This window comes from Paenibacillus sp. GL_099_B (assembly GCF_057835695.1).
In genome coordinates this window covers 2801757-2824393 of the sequence record NZ_CM174430.1, presented here as the reverse complement: position 1 = coordinate 2824393, position 22637 = coordinate 2801757, and the positions used below count along the sequence as shown (strand labels likewise).

At 48.0% G+C, this 22637-nt stretch carries 19 protein-coding genes; 6 read left to right on the top strand and 13 right to left on the bottom strand.

Translation table 11 applies throughout. The features are described 5' to 3' along the window. Window positions 1–37: 37 nt before the first annotated feature. The 5 genes from AC3ITG_RS13235 to AC3ITG_RS13215 form a co-directional block, all read right to left on the bottom strand. On the bottom strand, window positions 38–1057 hold the full coding sequence (locus tag AC3ITG_RS13235) for an alpha/beta hydrolase family protein (RefSeq protein ID WP_489253985.1): 1020 nt from the start codon (window positions 1055–1057) through the stop codon (window positions 38–40). Window positions 1058–1497: 440 nt separating this feature from the next. Further along, the gene (locus AC3ITG_RS13230) at window positions 1498–3759 is read right to left on the bottom strand and encodes an MMPL family transporter (protein ID WP_489253984.1); all 2262 of its coding nucleotides are present in this window, start codon (window positions 3757–3759) and stop codon (window positions 1498–1500) included. A 41-nt stretch (window positions 3760–3800) separates the two neighbouring features. Further along, window positions 3801–4955 (bottom strand): type III polyketide synthase, encoded by a 1155-nt coding sequence (locus tag AC3ITG_RS13225; protein ID WP_489253983.1) that lies wholly within the window; start codon window positions 4953–4955, stop codon window positions 3801–3803. Window positions 4956–5171: 216 nt separating this feature from the next. Continuing rightward, complete coding sequence (locus AC3ITG_RS13220; RefSeq protein ID WP_489253982.1) at window positions 5172–5792, bottom strand: flavin reductase family protein; 621 nt, start codon at window positions 5790–5792, stop codon at window positions 5172–5174. 153 nt (window positions 5793–5945) lie between these two features. Beyond that, window positions 5946–6941, bottom strand: a complete 996-nt coding sequence (locus AC3ITG_RS13215; protein WP_413377955.1) for an iron-hydroxamate ABC transporter substrate-binding protein — start codon at window positions 6939–6941, stop codon at window positions 5946–5948. 260 nt (window positions 6942–7201) lie between these two features. Here AC3ITG_RS13215 and AC3ITG_RS13210 point away from each other — a divergent pair, with 260 nt between their 5' ends. Further along, window positions 7202–7795, top strand: coding sequence for a hypothetical protein (locus tag AC3ITG_RS13210; protein WP_489253981.1), 594 nt, complete (start codon window positions 7202–7204; stop codon window positions 7793–7795). Between the two features lie 124 nt (window positions 7796–7919). Here the strand turns inward: AC3ITG_RS13210 and AC3ITG_RS13205 are convergent. From AC3ITG_RS13205 to AC3ITG_RS13195, 3 genes are all read right to left on the bottom strand, one after another. Beyond that, a protein-coding gene (locus AC3ITG_RS13205) for an IS5 family transposase (RefSeq protein WP_489253116.1) occupies window positions 7920–8683 on the bottom strand; the annotation gives its coding sequence in 2 pieces (ribosomal slippage) (window positions 7920–8339 and window positions 8342–8683; 762 coding nt in all). Between the two features lie 77 nt (window positions 8684–8760). Next, entirely contained in the window at window positions 8761–10002 is a 1242-nt protein-coding gene (locus AC3ITG_RS13200) for a multidrug effflux MFS transporter (protein ID WP_489253980.1), read from the bottom strand. 41 nt (window positions 10003–10043) lie between these two features. Next, window positions 10044–10790, bottom strand: a complete 747-nt coding sequence (locus AC3ITG_RS13195; protein WP_413379605.1) for a GTP pyrophosphokinase — start codon at window positions 10788–10790, stop codon at window positions 10044–10046. A 243-nt stretch (window positions 10791–11033) separates the two neighbouring features. Between AC3ITG_RS13195 and AC3ITG_RS13190 the strand changes: the two genes are divergently transcribed. Both AC3ITG_RS13190 and AC3ITG_RS13185 read left to right on the top strand, forming a co-directional pair. Continuing rightward, window positions 11034–11903, top strand: coding sequence for an alpha/beta hydrolase family protein (locus AC3ITG_RS13190; RefSeq protein ID WP_489253979.1), 870 nt, complete (start codon window positions 11034–11036; stop codon window positions 11901–11903). Between the two features lie 134 nt (window positions 11904–12037). Then, window positions 12038–12763, top strand: coding sequence for a YoaK family protein (locus AC3ITG_RS13185; RefSeq protein ID WP_489253978.1), 726 nt, complete (start codon window positions 12038–12040; stop codon window positions 12761–12763). A gap of 29 nt (window positions 12764–12792) precedes the next feature. Here AC3ITG_RS13185 and AC3ITG_RS13180 read toward each other — a convergent pair whose 3' ends face one another. Continuing rightward, window positions 12793–13689, bottom strand: a complete 897-nt coding sequence (locus AC3ITG_RS13180) for a LysR family transcriptional regulator (RefSeq protein WP_413377944.1) — start codon at window positions 13687–13689, stop codon at window positions 12793–12795. A gap of 138 nt (window positions 13690–13827) precedes the next feature. Between AC3ITG_RS13180 and AC3ITG_RS13175 the strand changes: the two genes are divergently transcribed. From AC3ITG_RS13175 to AC3ITG_RS13165, 3 genes are all read left to right on the top strand, one after another. Next, window positions 13828–14532, top strand: coding sequence for an O-methyltransferase (locus tag AC3ITG_RS13175; RefSeq protein ID WP_489253977.1), 705 nt, complete (start codon window positions 13828–13830; stop codon window positions 14530–14532). 77 nt (window positions 14533–14609) lie between these two features. Next, window positions 14610–15941: an MFS transporter gene (locus AC3ITG_RS13170; RefSeq protein WP_489253976.1), complete on the top strand. Its 1332-nt coding sequence runs from the start codon at window positions 14610–14612 to the stop codon at window positions 15939–15941. Window positions 15942–16095: 154 nt separating this feature from the next. After that, the gene (locus tag AC3ITG_RS13165; protein ID WP_489253975.1) at window positions 16096–17217 is read left to right on the top strand and encodes an AbrB family transcriptional regulator; all 1122 of its coding nucleotides are present in this window, start codon (window positions 16096–16098) and stop codon (window positions 17215–17217) included. 97 nt (window positions 17218–17314) lie between these two features. On the opposite strand, the gene AC3ITG_RS13160 is transcribed toward AC3ITG_RS13165, so the two are convergent. The 4 genes from AC3ITG_RS13160 to treC form a co-directional block, all read right to left on the bottom strand. Beyond that, window positions 17315–17578, bottom strand: a complete 264-nt coding sequence (locus AC3ITG_RS13160; protein ID WP_024631858.1) for a YkgJ family cysteine cluster protein — start codon at window positions 17576–17578, stop codon at window positions 17315–17317. Between the two features lie 29 nt (window positions 17579–17607). Beyond that, window positions 17608–18462, bottom strand: a complete 855-nt coding sequence (locus tag AC3ITG_RS13155; protein ID WP_489253974.1) for a chemotaxis protein — start codon at window positions 18460–18462, stop codon at window positions 17608–17610. Window positions 18463–18736: 274 nt separating this feature from the next. Further along, on the bottom strand, window positions 18737–20743 hold the full coding sequence (treP, locus tag AC3ITG_RS13150; protein ID WP_489253973.1) for a PTS system trehalose-specific EIIBC component: 2007 nt from the start codon (window positions 20741–20743) through the stop codon (window positions 18737–18739). Between the two features lie 29 nt (window positions 20744–20772). After that, window positions 20773–22494, bottom strand: a complete 1722-nt coding sequence (treC, locus tag AC3ITG_RS13145) for an alpha,alpha-phosphotrehalase (RefSeq protein WP_489253972.1) — start codon at window positions 22492–22494, stop codon at window positions 20773–20775. Between the last annotated feature and the right edge of the window lie 143 nt (window positions 22495–22637).

Sequence of the window (22637 nt, the reverse complement as noted above, 5' to 3'; positions counted from 1 at the left end):
TAAACTCTCCTCTCAAGGGTTCATTTGTATGATTGCCTTACAGAACGTTATCAAGCCACTCATAGGCTTTCGCTCCACTGATCTCATGTCCACCTGTAAAAAAGTCTGCATCGAGCCATTTCTGTGCTCCCACCTGTTCATAGATCTCTGTCAGTCGTGCGTAGGCTTCTTTTGCTGTTGGCAGCGGAAATACCTGATCTTCACTTCCGGCTTCAATAAATAGCGGCCTTGGCGCGATCAGACCCATGATATCCGGCAGCTCTGCTTCCCTCAGAATTCCTGGAATATAATTGTCGAGGCAATGATTTCTGTCCAGTATGCTGCCCTGGAATGTACTTGCATAACCGCTCACGACAGCCGCACGGCACCGTTCATCCAGCGCAGCAGTGAATGCCGTCACGAGTCCGCCACCCGAGATGCCCATACTACCGATCCGCAACGGATCAGCTTCAGGACGGGTAGTTACGTAATCCAGAACACGCATCGTTTCATAGATTCGGTGCCCGGCCAGAGTCTGCCCTGTCATGAGCAGATGGGAGGCAATTTTGGTACAGGAGCTTGCGCCGGGTGGTGCATCCCGATCCTCCTCCAGCCTTCGGTCACCAAATCCAAGCAATTCTGGAGCGGCCACCACATATCCACGCTGTACAAGAGCAACGGCAAAGTCTTTATGCAAGCCTGGCTCTCCTTTACGCGGTGAACCGTCGGGTTCCATGCCGGAGATCTCCCGGCTACCATACCCGTGTCCATGACAGGCTATAATGGCTGGGCGCGATTCTTTGGTAGCGCTTACTATATTCGGTATCAACATATAAATGGGCATGCGCAACCCCGCATAGGTCGTAATCTCAACCCGCTCCCGGATATAGCCGTCACATGCGGTGCGTTCGAGCAATACGGGATTCAGCTCCGCCGCTAAGGTTGGGAAACCGCCCAGCCGATCTATAATCCTTGCTCGCAATTGGCTGCGCCATTGCTCAAGAGATTGACCCGTCTGATACGCGGAACGTCCACGCGGGCTTGTTTGTTTTTGCAAATAAGATTCAATATCCGACATTACCGTTTATCCCTCCTGTGGATTCAAATGATATATAAATTGAACTAAAGAATATTTACACTTGCCACTCCGATGACAGAACAACCTTCCGATCGCTGTTATCCCCAGATTTTTTGAATTCCCTTTTTCAAAGGGGAAAATCCGGGAATAAAGGCGAGGTGTATGCTTCCGATGGAGCTTTCTTTCAGAAAGCTTTTAGCTCCGCTTCTTCAGGTTATTTCTGTCCTCTCCGTTCTCGTGTAAATGTTTTGTTCAATTTATATAGACGTATGTAAGAAAATATATGTTGGACTTGTTCAATCCATTATAAATCACCATACAGTCGGTGAATTGAACATTATTGCCTGTTTTGGACTGAATTCACACTATTTTGATGAAAAAAGGATGTCCTCGCATACCTGATCTTCAGGCTCCGAGAACATCCTTCTTAATCCGGCCTTTTATTCCCTGTGCCCTGGTAGCCACCAGTTCCATCTGCCCATCAGTTTCATAAGTGCAGGTACCAGCACCAGGCGGATAATGGTTACATCAATGAACACCGCCGCTGTAATTCCGATTCCCAGCTGCTTCACACCCGCCACGTCAGCAAAGGCAAACGGTATAGTCACTGCCAGTAGAATCGCCGCCGCCGATGTAATCAGACGTCCGGTTGAAGCTAGTCCTTGCTGTACGGCTAGATCACTATCCCCTGTTCGTCTGTAAACCTCCTGGATGCGGGTCAGCATAAATACGCCATAGTCCATCGAGATACCGAAGACAAGCCCGGCAATGAACACGGGAATCATAATGGCAATGGCAGATGGCTCCATGCCAAAATGGCCCTGATTGAAGACCAGTACGAGCACGCCAAATGAAGCAGCCAAGCTGAGCAGATTCATCAGAATGGCTTTAATTGGAATGAGCAGTGACCGGAATGCAGCAAGCAATACGAGATAATTCGATACCACAACAAACACCAGCACTTTAGGCAGTTGGCCTGAAACTTCTTGCATGATTTCATGTTGCTTGACTGCCTCTCCCCCATAACGCAGGGGTATGGAGGAAATGGAGTCAGCGATGTCCTTTGCCCTCATCTGTTCGAGCCAGGATGCAGCCTCATCTGAGCCCGGTGCTCCGTGAATGGTAGCCACTATACGAATGGAGTGGTCGGACACATATGAACGAACCCATGCAGGTGGCTGAGATTTGGTTTCTTTCAGCGCTTCACGCAAAGATGGTGATAAAATGTTCATTTGAGATTGGATTTGAGATTGGGCTTGGTTGGAGAGCTTGTCCGGCAGCATGATTCCCCATGCAGATTCAACAATCACCACATTCGAATCCTGTTGAAGCTCTCGCATTTTATTCAGCGCAATTCGCCAATGGGATGCAGTCAATGACTCTGCTGTTCCACCAATCACAATCTCTACGGCGGAGACGTTCTTTTGTCCAAAAATGCTCTGGATCTGCTCAGTCGCCTGGCGAGACTCCATCCTGTCAGGCAAGGAAGAAGCATCCGGAATGGCGATCTCCAACCGGGCAACCGGTAGAACAAAGAGAAGTAGAGCACCCGTTCCAAGCAACGCCATCCGAACCGGCCGTTTCATAATCATGCCTGACCAGAATGACCAGATCGAGCGTGACGGCAACGATTGTTGGTGCTGTCCCTGCTTTGAAGAGATGGAATGCCCGGAATGTTGTCTAAAGATTCGCACAGAATAGAGGGATAGAATGGCTGGCAGCAGTGTTATATTCAGCAGGACCGATATGACGAGCACGACAATGGCTCCCAGGGATACACTCAGAAACATCGGCAGCCTAATCCAGAGCAGACCGAGCAGCCCTAACAGCACACAAGCAGCAGAAAAGAATACAGCTCTTCCCGCTGTACGCAGCATTCTCTGGAGAACGTCCTCATCCTTCGTACCTGTTTCTTCGCTATTCTGACCTCGCTGGAGTTCCTCCCTGTATCTGCTGAGAATTATCAGGGCAAAGTCTATGCTGAGCGCCATTCCCACCATCGGAATAACGTTGATCACAAAGTTGGAGAGCGCCAGATGGTAACCCATCAGGGATGTAACTCCCATTGCCGTTATGACGCCGGATACTCCCATAATGACTGCAATCAGCGCTGCATAAAGACCTCTGAATGCAAAACACAAAATAACGAAGGCAAGCGGCAATCCCACAATCTCTGCCCGTTCCAAATCGCGAAAACTGAGACGATTTACATCCTGCTGGACAACGGATTTCCCTGTTATTTGGATCGTTCCCTTACCGTCGGTTGTAAGCACGGAGCGCAGCTGTTCCAGCGGTGGACCCATCTTGTGAGGCGGTACATCAAACGCCAGCAAAGCATAGGCCACATCCCCCCGCAGCATCCGGCTCCCACGTACTTCAAGCGGAGAGACTATGGACGTTACACCTGACAGTGTGCGCACCTGTTGCAGACGATCTTTAATCCAACCTCGGAATTCGGCGGGGGTAGTTCCTGTCTTTTTTTCAAATAGAAGAATAACCGGATCAGCAGGAACATGGAACTCCTTCTCCAGAATAAGCTCTACAGCATGAGCATCTCCCTGGTTCAAGTTCAATCCATGATCCTGAACAATGCCAGGCAATTTCCATGCCCAGATGGCTGACATCCCGATGACAAACACCCAGCAGAAAATGATGAACCGCGGATATCGGCTAATGAGGAAAGCAAGGCTGCGATAACCCATACCCAAGCTCCTCTGCTATCAGATTGGTAATTCCGTTTCTTTTAAATTACGCCTTGATTCACTGGTTCTCTTTCTTCAACGGATGCAGGAACATAAGTAAAAGGAAGCAATTCGGCTGTCAATCCCGGTCCAAATGCAAGTGCAATTCCGTTGGAAGCTTCTTCCCTTTTACGATAATCATCGCGGATGGCTTGTAAAACAAACAAAATCGTCACAGAGGATAGATTTCCATAATCCCGTAAAATGTTTCGGCTGTAAGCGACCTGTTCATCTGACAGCTGGTACAGCTTCTGCACCGCATCCACGATACCTCTGCCTCCGGGATGGATCGCCCAGATCTCCGGTAGATCGCTGCCGTTCAGTAATCGTTCAACCTCTGGACCAAGATGTAAACCGAGCAGCTTAGGAATCTGTGGCGAGAGATACAAATCGAAACCGGTATTGCCCACTTCCCAGATCATCTCTTCCGAACAGTCTGGCAGCAACACGGAATGCCCGCTACCCAATCTGAACAGTTCTTTGCATCCTGTTCCGGACAGGCCCACAACACAGGCAGATGCGCCATCACCGAAGAAGGACGCTGCGAACAGGTCATCCCGCTTAGCGGAAGGCTGAAAATGAAGGGTGCACAGCTCCACACATACGATAAGAACCGTAGCGTCTTTCTCACTTGTCACAATTGAATTTGCCAACTGTACAGCTTTCAGACCAGCGGCGCATCCCTGGAACACAAGTGGAATCCGGTTAATACGCGGCGATAGTTCAAGCTGCTGAATCAGCCGAACATCGAGGCCGGGCAGGAATTGCCCTGTACAACTGACGGTAATAAGATGTGTAATCTCCGAAGTCGAAACGGCGGCATCCTCGAGTGCCTGACGCGCTGCCTGAATTCCAAGTGGAAAGGCTGCCGCCTTATATTTGGCCATACGTTCGGCTGTGGTCGGAACGTTCTCTGTCTGGGTAAAGGGCAGATAACGGCAAGACTCTACAGGCTCCAGCAGGTTCGGTTCACATGTATAACGTGTCTCGACACCGCACTGGTTGAATATTCGCTTGGCCCATCGTCTGGAATCCGGCTCATCCTCCAGCGCTTGTGCGAGCCGAGCAGACACATCCTTTTGCTCAATGCGGTGAACAGGCAATGCCGTTCCAATTCCCTTGATACTTGCGGCTACGGTTCCATCGAGTTGGTTCATCGGCTCCAACCTCCTTATATATAAAATAGGTTCATGTCACATGTGCAGGATATAGTACAAGTCTATTCGAGGCTTGCCCCCTTTATGTTCATGAAACACGCAAAGACGGACAACACATGCGAATTCCGCACATGTTGTCCGTCTTATTAAAGGACGATTACTATGTATATCTTATCCAGCCCCTTCCTTCAACAGGTCGTTCAGACTGCTCCGCTGCTAATCCGGCCTTACCACCGTAAATCTCTCGCCAAGTTTGGCATAGTCATTCCCGGCCAGCCTGCTGATCGGTTTCAGCTGATCCATCAATATATATTTGGTGGTAGGATCATACACGTTCTCACTGAAATGATATTGTACAATGCGAACCAAAAGCAGATCACTCACAGGTTTTCCCTCATCGTTCGATATCGGAATATGCTGATACAACTTACACTCCATCCGAATGAGTGCTTCCTGTATTGCAGGTACGGAAACCACAGTACTTGGAACAGTCGTCAGATTTGTCCGTTCCAGCTCACTTTCGTGGGGCTCCAGCATGGCAGCAGTCTCGTTCATGTCAAGAGCGATCGATTCATCACAAATATGTACAACGAGTTCTTGCCCAGAAAGCACATTGTGCGCCGTATCTTTCATAACGCCATCCTTGCGAGCAATGGATATGGATAATATCGGCGGGTCAGAGCTGACTACATTAAAAAAACTGAAGGGCGCTGCATTAATGACGCTGCCATCATGTGAAAGTGTTGTCACAAATGCGATTGGGCGTGGCACCACCGAACCACTCATTAGTTTATAGTTATCTCTGCCCGTCAATTCTCGCGGGTCCAAAGTATGCATAATAAGCTACCCCTTCCGTGATCGTAAAACGATACTCATCTCTCACGAGCTTCACTTCATTTATATTATATATCGTAAAATGTTGAAATCACAAAAAACTCCCTGGTGCCATCGCACCAAGGAGTATAAACATTCAGTTTCGTATTTGATCTATTATTTTACAATACTGTTCTGAATGTCTTCCATAATTTGAAGGTTCGCTTGAACTCCGCTATACAACCAGCTGCTCGAACGGGTAAATTCGAATAAGTTACCATTTTTCACTGCCGGGATGCTTTGCCATACCGGATCTTTCAGTGCTTCTGAACCAGTACCTTCATCACTATTCACAAAGAACAAGTAGTCTACATCCATTTCCGCCAATTTTTCCAGCGAGATGGAAGACCAGTTACCTGTCGCATTAGCAGAGATTTCTTTCACCACTTCAGGCTCAGCAAGTCCCAGTTCCTTGTACATTACTTCACCACTGGATACATTGTCACTTACGATGAAGAATTTGCCGCTAACCAACCAAATGGCCGCTGCCGATTTTGTTCCACCTGTAACGGTATTGATTTTTTCCTTGATTTCTGTGGCTTTCACTTCGTAATCATCCAGCGCTTTTTGTGCTTCATCGCCTTTATTCAGAATTTCGCCGATTTTCAGCAGCGCTTTGCGCCAGTCGCTATTGATCTCATCGCCAAGTACATAAGTAGGCGCGATCTTGCTGTATTGTGCGTATTTCTCGCCTTCAACCACACTTTCGGAACCAATAATAATCAGATCCGGGTTGAAGCTTACCACCGCTTCGAAAGGAAGATCGAAGGCAATGGTTGGAATACCGTCCAGATCTTTTTGCAGATATTCCTGGATTCCATTGGCTACGGACCATTGGGCAACTGGCTTAACGCCGAGTGTAACCAGATTATCTTCCAGATACGAAGCGATGATACGCTCCGGATTTGCAGGTATTTTCACTTCGTGACCCATTGCATCTGTCAATGTACGTTCTGTCGGAGCTTCTGTCTGTGTCTCTGTCTCCGTTGCTGTATTGTTCTCTCCTGCTGCTGTACCGTTGTCTGCTGGCTTCGATCCGCATGCTGCCAGCCAGATGGACATGACCATTACAGTGATCAGAAGCAAGATCATTTTTTTATTTTTCTTAAACACATGACTATCCCCTTTCAATATGAACAGCTCAATGGATTGAGTTGTTATGACAGACTTAGACGTTTATACATTATTCATGCATATAATACTTGTATGTACTTTTGTCCAATTCCATTGACAATGATAATTGTTATCAACGAAATTGTCAATGCAGCTTTTGCCTTTTAAGGTCGAATGCACCTTCATTCGAAAGATTCACATTTAGGCGGATGCCGCCATATGCTGATTCCAGAATACGACGACAGGAAGGATGTTCGTACATGGATTACGTTTATAACACCTATTCAGGATATGATGAGGATCGTTCGTTTCAATTGCCACCACTATTCCCGGGAGGCGCTCCAGGAGGTCAGCCTATGCCAGGTTTTCCAGGAGCACCAGGTTCCTATCCCCCATTCTTTCCGGGCGGAGGTAGTGGCGGTCAACCTCCTTACTTTCCTGGAGGCGCCCCCGGTACAGCAGCGGGTGTCCCTGCTCAGTTGGCACAGGGCAATCTGCCCACCCTGCTAAGCGCTTATCCACGCCCTGTAGGTCAACCCCCAGCAGAAATGGTTTTTCTGTATAACCTGATCAAAAGCAGCCCCGGCCTTCTACCGCTATTTATCCAGCAACAACCACAGAATCTGACCCAGGCCGTGCAATTTGCCCAATCAGGAGTAGCAACACCCCGTGATCCGGAGCAGCGTGTATTGCAAAATTTCTGTTACAACCGATGGTCTCTTGTATTTACGTACAATGATGTTTACCTGATGTGGCCAGCCATCAATTTGTTCGGTTTTGTCGTGGGATACTTCTATCCGTTCCTAACTCCAGGCATCCTGCTCAATACACAGATTTTGTTTGCTCTCTGCTAATGTACGTTCAGACATAGATAAAGCGCCCCAGTTGAAGGACAGAACCTTCCAATTGGGGCGCTTTTTTATAGTCACAATATTCTTTATTGTCAGCAAGACATTTTTCTAGGGCGTGTCTTCAAACTCAGGCAAGCCAAACCATAATGGATGCCAGAGTCAAAAAAGCCTTGAACGTACACGCTAATTTATCGTAGCGAGTGGCCAATCGACGATAGTTTTTCAATTTATTGAAGAAGCATTCTACTAAATGACGTTCTCTGTAGACCACTCGATCATAAGGTAGAATCTTTCGACGATTCTTCTTGCTTGGAATCACTGAAATCGCTTCTTGTTCGTCTAAAAGCGTCCGAATCGCATTCGTATCATACGCTCGATCGGCCAATACTTGCTTCATCGTCAGCTTCATAGCTTGAAGAAGCTCATAGCCCTGGACGGAGTCATGAGCTTCACCACCCGTTAATTCAAAACGAAGTGGGTAGCCTAGCGCATCGACCACGGCATGAATTTTGGTGCTTAGTCCACCGCGGGAACGTCCGATCGCTTGCTTGCTTTGCCCCCTTTTGCGCCCGATCCATGCTGGTGAACACGCACAATCGTGGCATCAATCATGATACTTTCCTCGTCAACATCCGAGGAAACACGCTCCAGCACCTCGTCCCAAATTCCTGCTTTCTGCCAACGCCGAAAGCGGGTATAGACGGATTTCCAATGGGGAAAGTGATCGGGTAAATCACGCCATGGGGCGCCTGAACGAGCAACCCAAAGCATTGCATTTAACATCGTTCGGTTGTCCAATGCGGGACGTCCTCCTTGTGGTTTTCGTTCAGGTGGAAACAAATCTTGGACTTGCTGCCATTGTGTATCTTTTATTTCGTATCTAGTATTCATCTAAATTACTTAACCCATGTATTACCATTTAAACAGTTTGAAGACACGCCCTAATCAGAACAACAATGCAATACATTTCACGCCAGCGGTTGTTTATCCTGACGTATACCCTTCTTGCCTTTGCCTACCATAACAAAGTAAATCAGCAATGCACCAAGATCCGCACAAGCGATTACAATGCCCATTGGCACAGCTGTGCCTTCTCCTCCAAGACCTACAAGCGGAGCGACAATACCTCCGAACAAGAACGTCATAACTCCAATAAGTGCTGATGCACTGCCCGCTGATTTCTCCTGGTTGGCCATCGCCAGTGCGAAGGAAGCCGTATTAACCAGACCCACACTGGATACCACGAGAAATAACGGGATCAGGACCGAAATCAGATTACCTCCTGCCAGAATGGCGATGAGCAGCGATGTTCCTCCCAGAGCAGCAGTTATCAGCCCTGCGATTAATAGACGGGTTTCAGATACTTTACCCGCAAGTCTTCCAGCGATCTGACTTGCCAATATGATGCCCAGACCGTTAATGGCGAAGAAGACACTGAACATTTGCGGGGAGATGCCATATATTTTCTGAAGCACAAATGGCGAACCCGATATGTAGGCGAACATGCCAGCAGATACAAACCCTTGGGTTAAAGCGTATCCCATGAACAGGCGATCCCCTGCGATTTTGCGGAATGTAACCAGCGTCTGCTTCAGTCCTCCGCTGGATCGTCGTTCTGTAGGCAGTGTCTCCCCTAGACCAACCACAACAGCAATTAAAGTCAAAATACCGATGATACTCAGCAAAATAAATACACCGCGCCACGACGTATATGCGAGCAGTTGCCCGCCGATAATTGGTGCAGCAATCGGTGCAACCCCATTAATCAACATCAAAAGGGAGAAAAAACGTGTAAGCTCCGGCCCGGAATACACATCCCTCACCACTGCGCGCGAGATGACTATTCCCGCGGCTCCCGCTGCACCCTGAATGAAACGCAGCACAACAAAAGAGCCCATCGTTGGGCTGACCAGGCAGAGTATGGAGGCGATCGTATAGAGAATAAGACCTGCAATAAGCGGCGTACGACGACCGCGCACATCACTTAGAGGTCCAGCCAGCAGCTGCCCTACGGCCAGTCCGACCATACATGCCGTTAGACTGAGCTGGGCATAAGAAGTGGATGACTGGAATTCATCGGCCAGTGTAGGCAGTGCTGGCAAATACATATCCAGGGACAGCGGCCCAAAGGCCGACAGTGTCCCCAGAATCAATGCCATACGTACACGGGATGTAGAATTGGTGCTTAATGAAGCTGGTGTACTTTTCATATGAATAACATATTCCTTTCCTTGCGGTAGTTCTCGTTTCCTTATTGTTCCCCGTTTCCTAACAGCTTGAGCAGGTTGGAAGGTAGTGTGAACTGTTGATTGTTAATGATAATCCGGCGTAGTTCTTCTTCATCCCGCTCATTCTCGGCGTCCTTGATCTCCTGAATCTCCCGGTGCAGTCTCTCCATTTGTTGATCCAGTGCGTTGGCAGAGTCTGCTGCACTTTTCAGTTCTTTCGTTAAACGCTCGGGAACATCCTTATTGTATTTATAAAAGATTTTATGCTCCAGGCTCGCCCAGAAATCCATCGCAATCGTACGAATCTGGATTTCCACACACGCCCGCTCTTGTCCATTAGACATGTAAACAGGCACCTCAACCAGAAGATGAAGGCTCTGGTAACCGTTTGGCTTCGGATTCTGGATATAATCTTTCACTTCCAGCACACGAAGGTCACTTTGATTGCACAGCATATCCTTAATCCGGTAGATATCGGAGATAAAGGAGCAGGTAATTCGCACACCTGCGATATCCTTAATATTTTCCTTGATACTATCAAAGGTTAACTCATGATTTTTACGGAACATCTTGTTCATAATGCTCTCAGGTGACTTCAATCTGGATTTCGTATGTTCGATCGGGCTGTAATCATGCAGGGACTGAAATTCTTCCTTCAGCACCTCGATTTTGGTCTCCATTTGATCCAAAGCAAATTTATAGATCATCATAAATCTCGTAATTTCATATTTAAATTTCTTGAATTGATCAATCGGATGTGGAGCGTTCATCATGGTTTTCTTCCTTTCTTCGTGCACACTAAAGTTAGTTTTATAAATAAGAGTACAGAGGTCAATCCACATGTCTCCTGAACCATTATAAATCATATGGAGCCAATAAACGAATTTCTCGCACCGAACGACTGTTGCTGGAGGAAAGGTATGGGAACCTCGTTTAGGCGCATCCTAAAGAAGAATCATGGTCAATTGGCACGCCATTTCCGATGAAAGAGGTCGATCCCCCTGCTCTATCATGTGACGTATTCGTCCGATGCGCTTCGGGTAAAAGGCTATTTATGCCTGCCTGACGGTTGCTCTTTACCCGCCTTCTCTCCGTATGAAAACACCAATACCAGCTCTGCCCTCCAAGACTTCGCCGTAACGCAAGAATCCATGCAAATGCAAAAGCTCGCAAGCCGCTACCCTCCTGTAAAACAGCACACCATGGACGGTATTGATGCACGTTGGCCGGTTCTGATCTATTGTCGCGGCGGGCTGGGCAACTATGGTGGGGTAAATACCGCTTGGCTGGAGCAATTTGTCCATAAAGGTTATATCGTGTTCGCTCCATCATATCGTGGTAACGAGGGTGGCGAAGGACGTGACGAGTATGGCGGAAGAGATGCCGAGGATGTACATGCCGCTTACCGACTTGTGCAAGAGTGGCCCTTTGCCGATACAAAGCGAATTTCAATGATGGGATTTTCTCGTGGAGCCATTAATGCCGTACATACAGCAACGACATACAATGAAGGACCTCAGCAGGTACATAAACTGGTGCTTTGGAGCGGTGTCGCCGATGTGGAACGCACCTATCATGAACGAACCGACCTGAGACGCACTTTGAAAAGGGTGCTTGGCGGTTCACCACGTTCAGTTCCGGAAGCTTATCTCGCCCGTTCCCCCTTGTCGAAGGCACACAAACTTCATTGTCCTGTGCTAATCATGCACGGCACGTCTGATACGCAGGTGAATTACAGTCACGGAACCCGGATGTATCATTGGCTGAAACGTAGCGGCGCCGACGTTACGTTTCACGCTTATGGAGGACAGGATCATCGTTTTCAGGAGAGGGTGCATGAGGCGGCAGTGAACAATATGTTTGACTGGCTTGCAGCACCTTAGCTTCAAGGTAGAGACGATTTAAACAAGTTTGCTGCTATGAGAAATTTGGCTTGCATCATAAACTTCATTTTGAAGGATCATGCGTTGTGGATGTATACTGGAGGGGTTACGTTTTTTTGAAAGGACGGATGATTATGAAACAAAATACCCTCCAAAAGTACGCGATGCTGCTGCTGTGCATGTCTGCCGGAATGGTCGATGTGATCGGATACCTGGGACTAGGGCATGTGCTTACAGCCAATATGACGGGCAATATTGTGCTGCTGGGGATCGCGATTGCCCGTGCTCAGGAATTTGTCGTGCTGCGTGCACTCCTTGCCCTCATTGGTTTTATTGCTGGTAATGCCATTGCGGCATACATGATCGGACATGTGCAGATGAAAAAGGGCTGGTCTTCTCGGGTCACAGCTGTGTTCACTGTAGAAAGTATATTGCTTCTGCTCTTTGCCATCGCTATGATCAGTCCTTATTCGGAACAACTAACCTATTTGCTGATTGCCATGCTGGCCACCGCCATGGGGATGCAAACGACTGCGGCACGCCGCATTGGGATTGCCGGTATCTCAACGACCGTGCTCACCAATAATCTGGCCGCCGTGGTTGAGGATGCGGTAAGCATCCTTCAGCGACTGCGACACGCCAATATCCGCTCGCTGGTCAAAGCGCTATCAGCAGATGCATACCTTCGTGCAGGTGCCGTTGTGATCTATTTGGGCGGCGTTATTCTAGCTGCGATGTTGTTCCACCACGTACCCATGATGGCAGTCTGGATACCTGTTCTGATCGTTGGAGGAGTCACCCTGTACGCACGGTTATACTCCAGAGGAACGATCAAAGCAGCGTCGACGGATGACATTTAAAGTTAGCTCTCATGCCATTATTGAACGATTCATTTCATTAATGATGCTTCTTGTCTGATGAGTTCAACCAGATGCTGTGCAGCTGGAGATAACACTTCCCCTGCTCGTGTACATACGGCTACGGTGTTTTTCAACAGTACACCTCGAACGAATACACGTGCCAGCCTGCCTTGTTGTACATCTTCCTTTACGACCAGAGAAGAAATAAAGTTGGCTCCATAACCTGCCTTCACCGCACTAATCGTTTCGTTCAACCCATTGAACTGAAGCGCAATACGGGGAGCGGCCAGGTTATTTGTTGTGCAAAGAGAGACCAGACGCTCCCGTGTAGCGCTGCCTTCTTCACGCATGATAAAGGGCTCTGCCACCATTTCCCGAAGCTCAATTTCTTTCCCTGCATAAGGATGATCAGGATGTACCACAAACCACATTTCATCTTCAAACAATTCATCCCAATGGACACCTGAATGTGTAATGCCACTTCCACCATAAACCGCAATCTCGGCCTCATAACGCAACAGTTGGTCAAAAGCCATCCGGGTGTTGGTTGTGCTCACAACCAGCTCCACATCCTCATGCATCTGCTTGAAACGGGCAATCCAGCCCGGCAGCAGAAAATTCGAAGGCAAATAGGTTGCGGTAAGACGAATCAGCCCTTTCTTACCTGCCCGAAAATCCTGCACAAAGTTCTCTACATCCTGCTCCAGCATGAACAGACGCTCCGCGTAGCCTGTTAATTGCATTCCTGCATCGGTAAGAACCAGTCTTCTCCCCTCCGTAGCAAATAACGGAATGCCCAATTCCCGCTCAAACTTCTTCACCTGAGAGGATACCGCTGGCTGGCTAATGTTGAGTTCTTCCGCCGCACGCGTGACTCCCCCATATCTCACAATGGCATGAAACAATCGTAATCCGTGCAAATTCAACCGTTACACCTTCTCTACTTGAGTTATATAATCTAAGGTTATATTAACATACATAATATATATTTTATTTATATATCTATTCACTTTATAGTTGAAGTATGAAATCCAATACATGCAATCGGAAAGGAACATATAACGATGAACAATGTGAATGGTTCTGCTCAACAGAAAACCTGGACTCAAGTCGACGACTATTTGAACGCCTTATTAATCCCCTCGGATTCCCTGCTGGAGCAGGCACTACGTACCAATGCGGAAGCGGGATTGCCCGCTCATGATGTAGCACCTAATCAAGGGAAATTGCTTCAGCTCCTGCTTCAAATACAAGGCGCAACTCGTGTGCTGGAAATCGGGACGCTTGGCGGATACAGTACGATCTGGATGGCCAGAGCCCTACCCGAAAACGGACGTATCGTGACACTGGAAGCAGATCCACGCCATGCAGAGATGGCACGAACCAACCTCACGCGTGCAGGACTTATGCACAAGGTTGATCTTCGAGTAGGTCCTGCCCTGACTACTCTTCCCGACGTTCAGGAAGAGTACAGAGAACCCTTTGATTTCATCTTCATCGATGCTGACAAACCGAGTAATCCAGACTATTTGCGATGGGCGCTGCGTCTGGCTCGTCCGAGAAGTCTGATTATTGGTGACAACATCGTCAGGGACGGTGAAGTTATCAATGCAAACAGTACGGACAACAGAGTTCAGGGCGTTCAGTCATTCCTGAAATTAATTGCAGATAACCCGCGTCTTGAAGCTACAGCACTGCAGACTGTAGGCAGTAAAGGCTACGATGGATTCGTGATTGCCCGAGTGCTGGAATCCCCTACTGCAAAATAAACAGTGGTCAATTCTTCCGCAAATCCCCCATTCCTGTTAAACTAAAATCACTGCACAGGCAGACTGGGGGAAACCACTTGAGACTTCTACAACAGATTCATGCTGAAATTCGGGGCTGGTCCCGCAATATTCAATTGTTTTTTCTGGCAAGCATCTTGTATCAGATCGGAAATGGCATGTTCTCTGTCTTGTACAATCTGTACATTCAGGGTCTAGGCTACAATGATACAATGAACGGCCAGATTGTAAGTATTCAATCACTTGCGACAGCGATTATGTTTGTTCCTATCGGACTATGCGGCGATTTCTTCAGCCGTAAGCGGCTGCTGATTACTGGCGCCTTGTTCAGCGGAATCTTTCTGATTGGCCGTTCCTTCGATTATTCTGCCAGCGGACTGATCTGGTTCGCTGTATTTTCAGGACTTTTCGCTGGCGTATTTCAGGTACTGGCCATTCCCTTCCTCGCTGAGAATGTGAAGAAAAGTCAACGACTGAAGATGTTCAGCTATTACTCCTGCCTCGTACTCGCTTCTCAGGTACTCGGCAGCTTGGGTGGTGGCGTATTTGCAGACCTGCTTCATACGGCTGGCCTTGCCAAAGTCACTGGTTTGCAAACGGTATTGTTCGTAGGTGGGGCAGCTACACTGGTTGCGTTTATTCCGATGTTGTTTGTATCCGAGGATAAGAAGGCACCACAAGCGGATACTCCGGCGCAACCTGTCACTGAATCTGCAACATCTGCAACGGATGGCAAACAGGATGTCGTTCATTCCGCAGAACAAAGCAGCAAGCGCGATACCCTTAGCCAAAAGAAAGATTCCCGTTTGATCGGTCAATTTGTCATAACCCAATTATTAATTGGGTTTGGTTCAGGACTGGTTGTGCCTTATTTGAATCTGTATTTCACCAACCGTTTTTCGGTATCCTTAAGTGCCATGAGTCTGCTCATTTCATTGGGTCAGATCATGACCATTGTATCGATGCTGATTGGACCTACACTTGCGGCCAAGGTGGGAAGTGTTCGAGCTGTCGTCATCTTCCAGGTCATGTCACTGCCCTTCCTGCTGTTAACCGGCTTCACGAATCTGCTTCTCATCGCTTCAGTGAGTTTCTTATTCAGACAAGCGCTGATGAATGCAGCCAACCCGATTCAATCCGCCATACTGGTGGACAGAGTATCAGACAAACGCCGTGGAATCGCCAATTCACTGATGCAGACCGCCTTTATGATTGGATGGGCTACCATGGGACCCGTTCAATCATACCTCGTAACCACTTATGGCACGTATTGGGGTTACGCGATCACGTTCAGCATTACAGGCAGTTTATACGTGATTTCATCGCTGATGTACTATATGATGTTCAAAGAACCTAAGCCTTCTGCCCGTGTTCTTGCCGCGAACAGATAAATGATAACCATTCAGCAGGACAGTGGATGAATTAGCTTCCTGTCCTGCTTCGTAATGAGCCAATCAACGTCCAAGGATCAATCATTGTATCTTATCATCAGGAGTGATCTTACATGTACTTCAATCTACCTCATGCAGCCGAAAGACGACGCGGATGGAACTGATGCACAAGCTCGGTTCCCACGTTGTCTTTCGGTTTTTTCTAAGTTTGGGTGTCTCTGTTCTTGGCGGGTTACTATTTACAGCAATACATACCCCCATCCCTTGGCTTCTTGGCCCGATGATTTTTATGCTGGTTGGTTCACAGATTGCCAAGCTGCCGCTCATGTGGCCTACTTCCATTCGGGACTACGGTATTCTAATCGTGGGTTACTCTATTGGATTAACACTGACGGGAGAAGCGCTGCAAGGCATTCTGCACCAGCTACCTATGATGCTGCTCATGACCCTGCTCTTAATCGGATTATGTACATTGACCGCCTATGTTGCTTCAAAGCTGACAGACTTTGACTTCCCCTCCCTGCTGGTTGGCAGCATTCCCGGCGGACTGTCCCAGATGGTCTCCCTTGCGGATGAGATAAAATCCATCAATCTGACGCTCGTTACTTTTTTGCAGGTCACGCGGCTGATCATGATTGTATTCTGTGTTCCGTTCCTGCTGTTTAGTCCATGGATCGGGGGAACGACAGGTGGAGGTACGGATCAGCCAATGATTGAGACAGCAACTTGGGCAGCACTCTTCCCCGAAATCTTGCTCTATTCGCCGCTCTGTATCGCTGGTGCGTGGGTTGCACGCAAGCTTCGGTTCCCCACAGCATTTATGCTTGGGCCCATGATCGTCATGTGTGTTATTCAAATAAGCACAACGATGCACACACCCAATCTGCCGTCGTCCCTTCTTAATATTTCACAATTGATGATTGGCAGTCATGTGGGTCTGATGCTTCGTCCTCAGCAGCTGCAACGCAAAATGCAGACCATAACACTCGCAATCACGAGTAGTATCCTCCTCATTGCAGGTTCGCTTGGCTTGAGCTATATATTAATGAAGATGTTCTCCCTCTCGGCGGCTACATCATTGCTGAGCATGGCACCTGGCGGAATGGATCAGATGAGCATCATGGCTCATGAAGTCAATGCCAACCTATCGGTGGTGTCCGGATATCAGTTGTTTCGCATCTTATTTATTTTCTTTATCGTCTCTTCGCTCCTTAAGATGATTCTCATGCATATGTTGAGGAAAAAAGAGGCGAGCACCCACTCTTCGGTCACTTAAATAGGAAGTGGACATACCAAAAAGAGTATCCGACTGATTTCCAGCCTGCGGATACTCTCTTTTATGTGTTTGCTCAAGTTATGAATAAACCCGGCTGTCACGCTGAACTCGGTGCAGTTTCCTGTTCCAGCCAGCTCAATCGCTCAAACGCCTCCTGGTCCGTGCTGCCACACATCTCTTCCGAAGCCTGCAATCCGCTGCATACAGCGGGGCGCTCTTTCTGACCAAAGATTCCGCAACGATTGTCCTCCGTCAGCTGTACACAGCGCACACCTGCGGGCTTGCCGTCAGCCATCCCGGGTATCGGCGATGAGATGGAAATCGCGATACAGCATGCGGCACAGCCTGTCCTGCATTCCATAATTATTGTCCTCCCTCCATATCTGTTATTTAACCTGATTCACGATTCACCCACGTCCACGTTCGCGCCAAACCTTGTGCGATTCTCCGATTCATGGCTCCATTCGAGAAATATCCGGCATGACTCAACGGATTCCAGCTCCCAATTAAACCGCCTGAGTTAATTTCCACGTCTTCTTTGACCGCTGCCTCATAGGCCGGATCAATAGGGCGCAGCGGGTAACCCAGAATATCATCCCGATCATAAAAGTTAATCCATTCCCCTTCTAGCCCAGGAAAGTACTGCCCTGCCAGTGGTGAAGGCACCTGAATCGGCCGGCTAAAATCATGATACCGTAAGCTCCATAATGGCAACGTCGTTCCAAAGGAATAAAAGCTCGTTAAGGTATCTCCCCGTTCCAATGCGGAAGTAACATCCACGATGGAGGGCGTGCGACTAGACGGATATTGCAGATCATAGAAGAAATTACTTGCAATCACAGCTCCCAAACTATGTGCAATGATACAGAGTGGAGCTTCTGGCCCATTCCGTTGTGCAAGTGCGTGCATCGCCCGATTCAGCGTATAATGTACCGCATCATAGTTATGCCCTTGATTTTCCACAGGTTGATACGCGACGGCATCAGCCAGATAATGTATAACAAATCGACGCAACACTTGATAGTTCAATCCCTGAGAGCTGACAAGCTGCTGAAACAGCGCCTCTTCCCGATCCTCAAATACGTCAGCCCAAAATACGGGCTCAATATCCAGCATCTGTTTGGCTGCTCCGGGCAACACCATAACCTGATCCAATTCCTTATGCAATCGCGAAATCAGTGTATCCGCATAATTTTCCTTTTGCATACCCAGACCATGAATGACCATTACCGCAACACGAGTCATGGCTCTCCTCCTCCGTCCATTGACTAGCCACTCTCTTTGAACCATATGAACTTCTCAACCTGAACATGCATAGTCCTAATGAACAAGCTTTCCGATCGCTGCAAACATGAGATTTTGCCACATGTATCCTAGATAGAGTTTACCACGTAACCAATAAAAAAAACGAAATCCATAAAGAGTAAACCCATACAAATTGGTATGCGTTCAGCTTTATCTCGGTATCGAGATGAAAAAAGAAGCTGCGAATATCGCAGCTCCCCATTTGTTCGTAAACTTAACCTTTCAAATGAACCTTAAGCACACCGTTCTGATTGGATGTAACATCACCTGTAGTGACCTCCACCCGATCAACCATGTCCTGACCGTCCGGAATAATGATTGGCGTAATGAGCGGATATCCCGCAGCTTCAATCACTTTACGGTCGAATTCAAGCAACGTTTGCCCGGCTCTTACCTTCTCTCCAGTTTCAACATGCATGTTAAATCCTTCGCCTTTGAGCGATACCGTATTAATCCCGACATGAATCAGAATCTGCAAGCCACTCGCGTGCTCAAGAATGACAGCATGTTTGCTCTTGATGACATGGGCAACCTGAGCATCAAACGGAGCAACGACCTGATTGCCAGAAGGTTCAATGGCAACCCCTTCACCCATTTGTTTCTCTGCAAAAGCCGGATCAGGTACTTGTTCAAGCGGAACAGCTGTACCAGTTAATGGTGCCATGATTTCCAGTGTATTCACAGGCTCATCCGCCACCTGAGCAGCACTGCGTGTACGTTGCTCTGTATTTGCTGTAGTTGTGCTAGAAGCTGATTTCGCTGTAGGTGTTTGACCACCAGCTACAGTAGCTTGATCTGCGTTACGGTCTTCTTTTCTCAACTTCGCTCTTCCGAAAAGAACAGTCAGTACGAACGGAACAACCAGTACAATCGCCATACCGATGAAGAATACTCCCCATTTGTTCGGGAAAATGGACAGGAATCCAGGTACGCCACCTACACCGATAGAGGTGGCCTGAACATTATTCATCGTAAGCAGTACACCGCCGATCGCAGAACCGACCATACCAAAGATGAACGGATAACGATAACGGATATTCACCCCGAAGATCGCCGGCTCGGTTACCCCGAGGAAGGCTGAAACGGACGAAGTTGCCGCAAGTCCTCTCATTTTCTTCTCACGAAGCACGAGCATCATGGCAAGTGCGGCTGAACCTTGCGCGATATTGGACAGTGCCAGCATTGGCCACAGGAACGTTCCGCCCTGGCTACCAATCAGCTGTACGTCTACCGCCAGGAACGTATGGTGCATTCCTGTAATAACAAGCAATGCGTACAGTCCACCATAGATCAGACCGCCCAGAGCCGCGTACGAATCGTAAATATAGATCAAGCCGGATGTAATTCCATTCGCTATGGCAAATGTAACCGGACCAATGATTGTAAATGCCAGGAACCCGGTAATCAATAAAGTGACAGGCGCAACTACCAGCAGTTTGATCGAATCATGCACCCTTTTGTTCAAGAAGATCTCCAGCTTGGCAAGCAGATAGGCTGATACCAATACCGGCAGAACCTGCCCCTGATAACCGATCTTCTCAATATGCCAGCCGAACAGATTCCACGTAGGCACGGTGCCTTCGTTGACTGCATTGGCGTAGCCATAAGCACTCAGCAGATCGGGATGAACCAGGATTAGACCAAGTACAATTCCGAGCAACGGACTGCCGCCGAACCTTGTTACAGCGGACCAACCAATTAACGCAGGCAGGAAGGTAAAGGCCGTGCTCGCGATGGTATTAATAATAGATGCGAGGTCCTTCCATGCCGGATATACATCCACCAGTGATTTTCCATCAAAGAATATGCCTGGCCCTGTAAGAATGTTATTAATACCGAGCAAGAGACCGGCCGTGATGATGGCTGGCAGGATCGGGATGAAGATGTCCGATAGCGTTTTGATCGCACGCTGGATTGGATTTTGCTTTTTACCCGCAACAGCCTTCACGTCATCCTTGGAAGCGCGTTCGCCCCCGGTAATCTGAATCATTTCATCATACACTTTATCCACAAGCCCAGGTCCGATAACTACCTGAAATTGTCCTTGAGAGGAGAACTGGCCTTTGACCAGATCGTTCTGTTCCAGACTTTCCGTATCTACTTTACTTTCGTCGTACAGGGCGAACCGGAGGCGTGTAACACAATGCGTTGCAGCTTCGATATTTTCTTTGCCGCCGACCGCGCGTACGATCTCCTCAACCTGTTTTTTATCAATTGCCATATTGTCACTTCCCATTTATATAGTGTGAATTAGTCCTGTTGCGGTACAAGCCACATATAGGATGAATACGGGCTCAGGGAGATTTCTTGCTCAAGTGCAGGCGATACCTCCGTATTGCCAATCAGCAACTCTGCTGATTTACCCACAATGTGATCATTCCAGACGGCTTCAGAGAAAGTAAATTTTACCTCCCGCTTGCTGAAGTTGGATACCACAAGCAGCGTCTCGCTTCCATTGGTCCGCGCATATGCGAATACATCCGGATGTGCATCGTCCAAACGTTCATACAGACCATCGGTCAGCACACTAACCTGTTTGCGCAGAGCAATCAGCTTGCGATAGTGATAATAGATCGAATTCGGGTCAGCCATCTGCTGGGCCACATGAATCGACGGATATCGTTCGTCCACTTTGATCCACGGTGTACCCGTTGTAAATCCGGCATTGTCGCTTCCATCCCATTGCATCGGTGTCCGGGAATTGTCCCGGGAACGCTCTTTCACAATTTTGAATGCTTCCTCGGCGGATTTGCCCCGTTCTTCCTGAAGCAGTCGGTACATATTGGTCGATTCGATATCACGGAACTCGCTAACGTCGTTCCAGACCGGATTCGGCATCCCGATCTCTTCGCCTTGGTATACGTAAGGTGTTCCCTGCATGCCATGAATGGTCGTAGCGAGCATTTTGGCACTCTCAGCACGATAATCACCATCATCAGCGAAACGAGACAATGCCCGCGGTTGATCATGGTTGTTCAGGAACAACGCATTCCATCCCCCACCTGCCTGCATACCTGTCTGCCACTCACTAAACAGTTGTTTCATCGCTTCAAAATCGTAAGGCATCAGTTCCCACTTCTGTCCATTCGGATAATCCACTTTCAGATGGTGGAAGTTGAACGTCATGGAGAATTCCCGGGAAGCAGGGTTCGAATATTTGATACAGTGTTCCAGCGTAGTCGAGGACATCTCCCCAACCGTTACCATATTGTATGGTCCAAACACTTCTTCATACATCTCTGTAATATACTCGTGCACACGTGGTCCATCGGTGTAGAACTTGCGTCCGTCGCCTGGGGAAACGCTACCATCATCGTCGGGGAAACGCTGGTCCTTGGAGATCAGATTGATGACGTCCATACGGAAACCATCTACACCCTTCTCCGCCCAGAACTTGATCATGTCCCGTACTGCCTTGCGTACCTGCTCGTTCTCCCAATTCAAATCAGCTTGTGTTTTGTCAAACAACGTCAGGAAATATTGTCCTGTTTGCTCATCATACTGCCATGCAGGTCCGCCGAACTTGGATTGCCAGTTATTCGGCACATCGCCGTCCGGAGCAGGGTCTTTCCAAATATAATAATCACGATATGGGTTATCCTTGGAAGAACGCGATTGCTGGAACCACTCATGATCCGTAGAAGAGTGATTCACCACAATATCAATCATCAGCTTCATGTCACGTGCCTTCAGACCTTTAAGCAGTTCGTCAAAATCTTCCATCGTACCAAAATCAGGATTAATCCGATAATAGTCCGCTACGTCATAACCGTTATCATGCTGTGGAGAGACATATACGGGCTGCAGCCACACGATATCAATACCGAGATGTTGCAAGTAATCCAGCTTTTCGGTCAATCCCCGAATGTCTCCGGTACCCGATCCAGTTGTATCGTTGAAACTCTTGGGATATACCTGATACACCGTGGAAGTTTTCCACCACGATGATGAAGTTGTGTTGGTTGAACTCATGTTAACGCCTCCAATAAATTGTATTGCTTATGTGGTTCTCTTGGCCTAACTCCATTTATATATTACATAACTAAACATGTATATACAAGTTGAAACTTCAATATGCTATCTTTTTCCTCTTCTACACATTCCCCATTAATGAT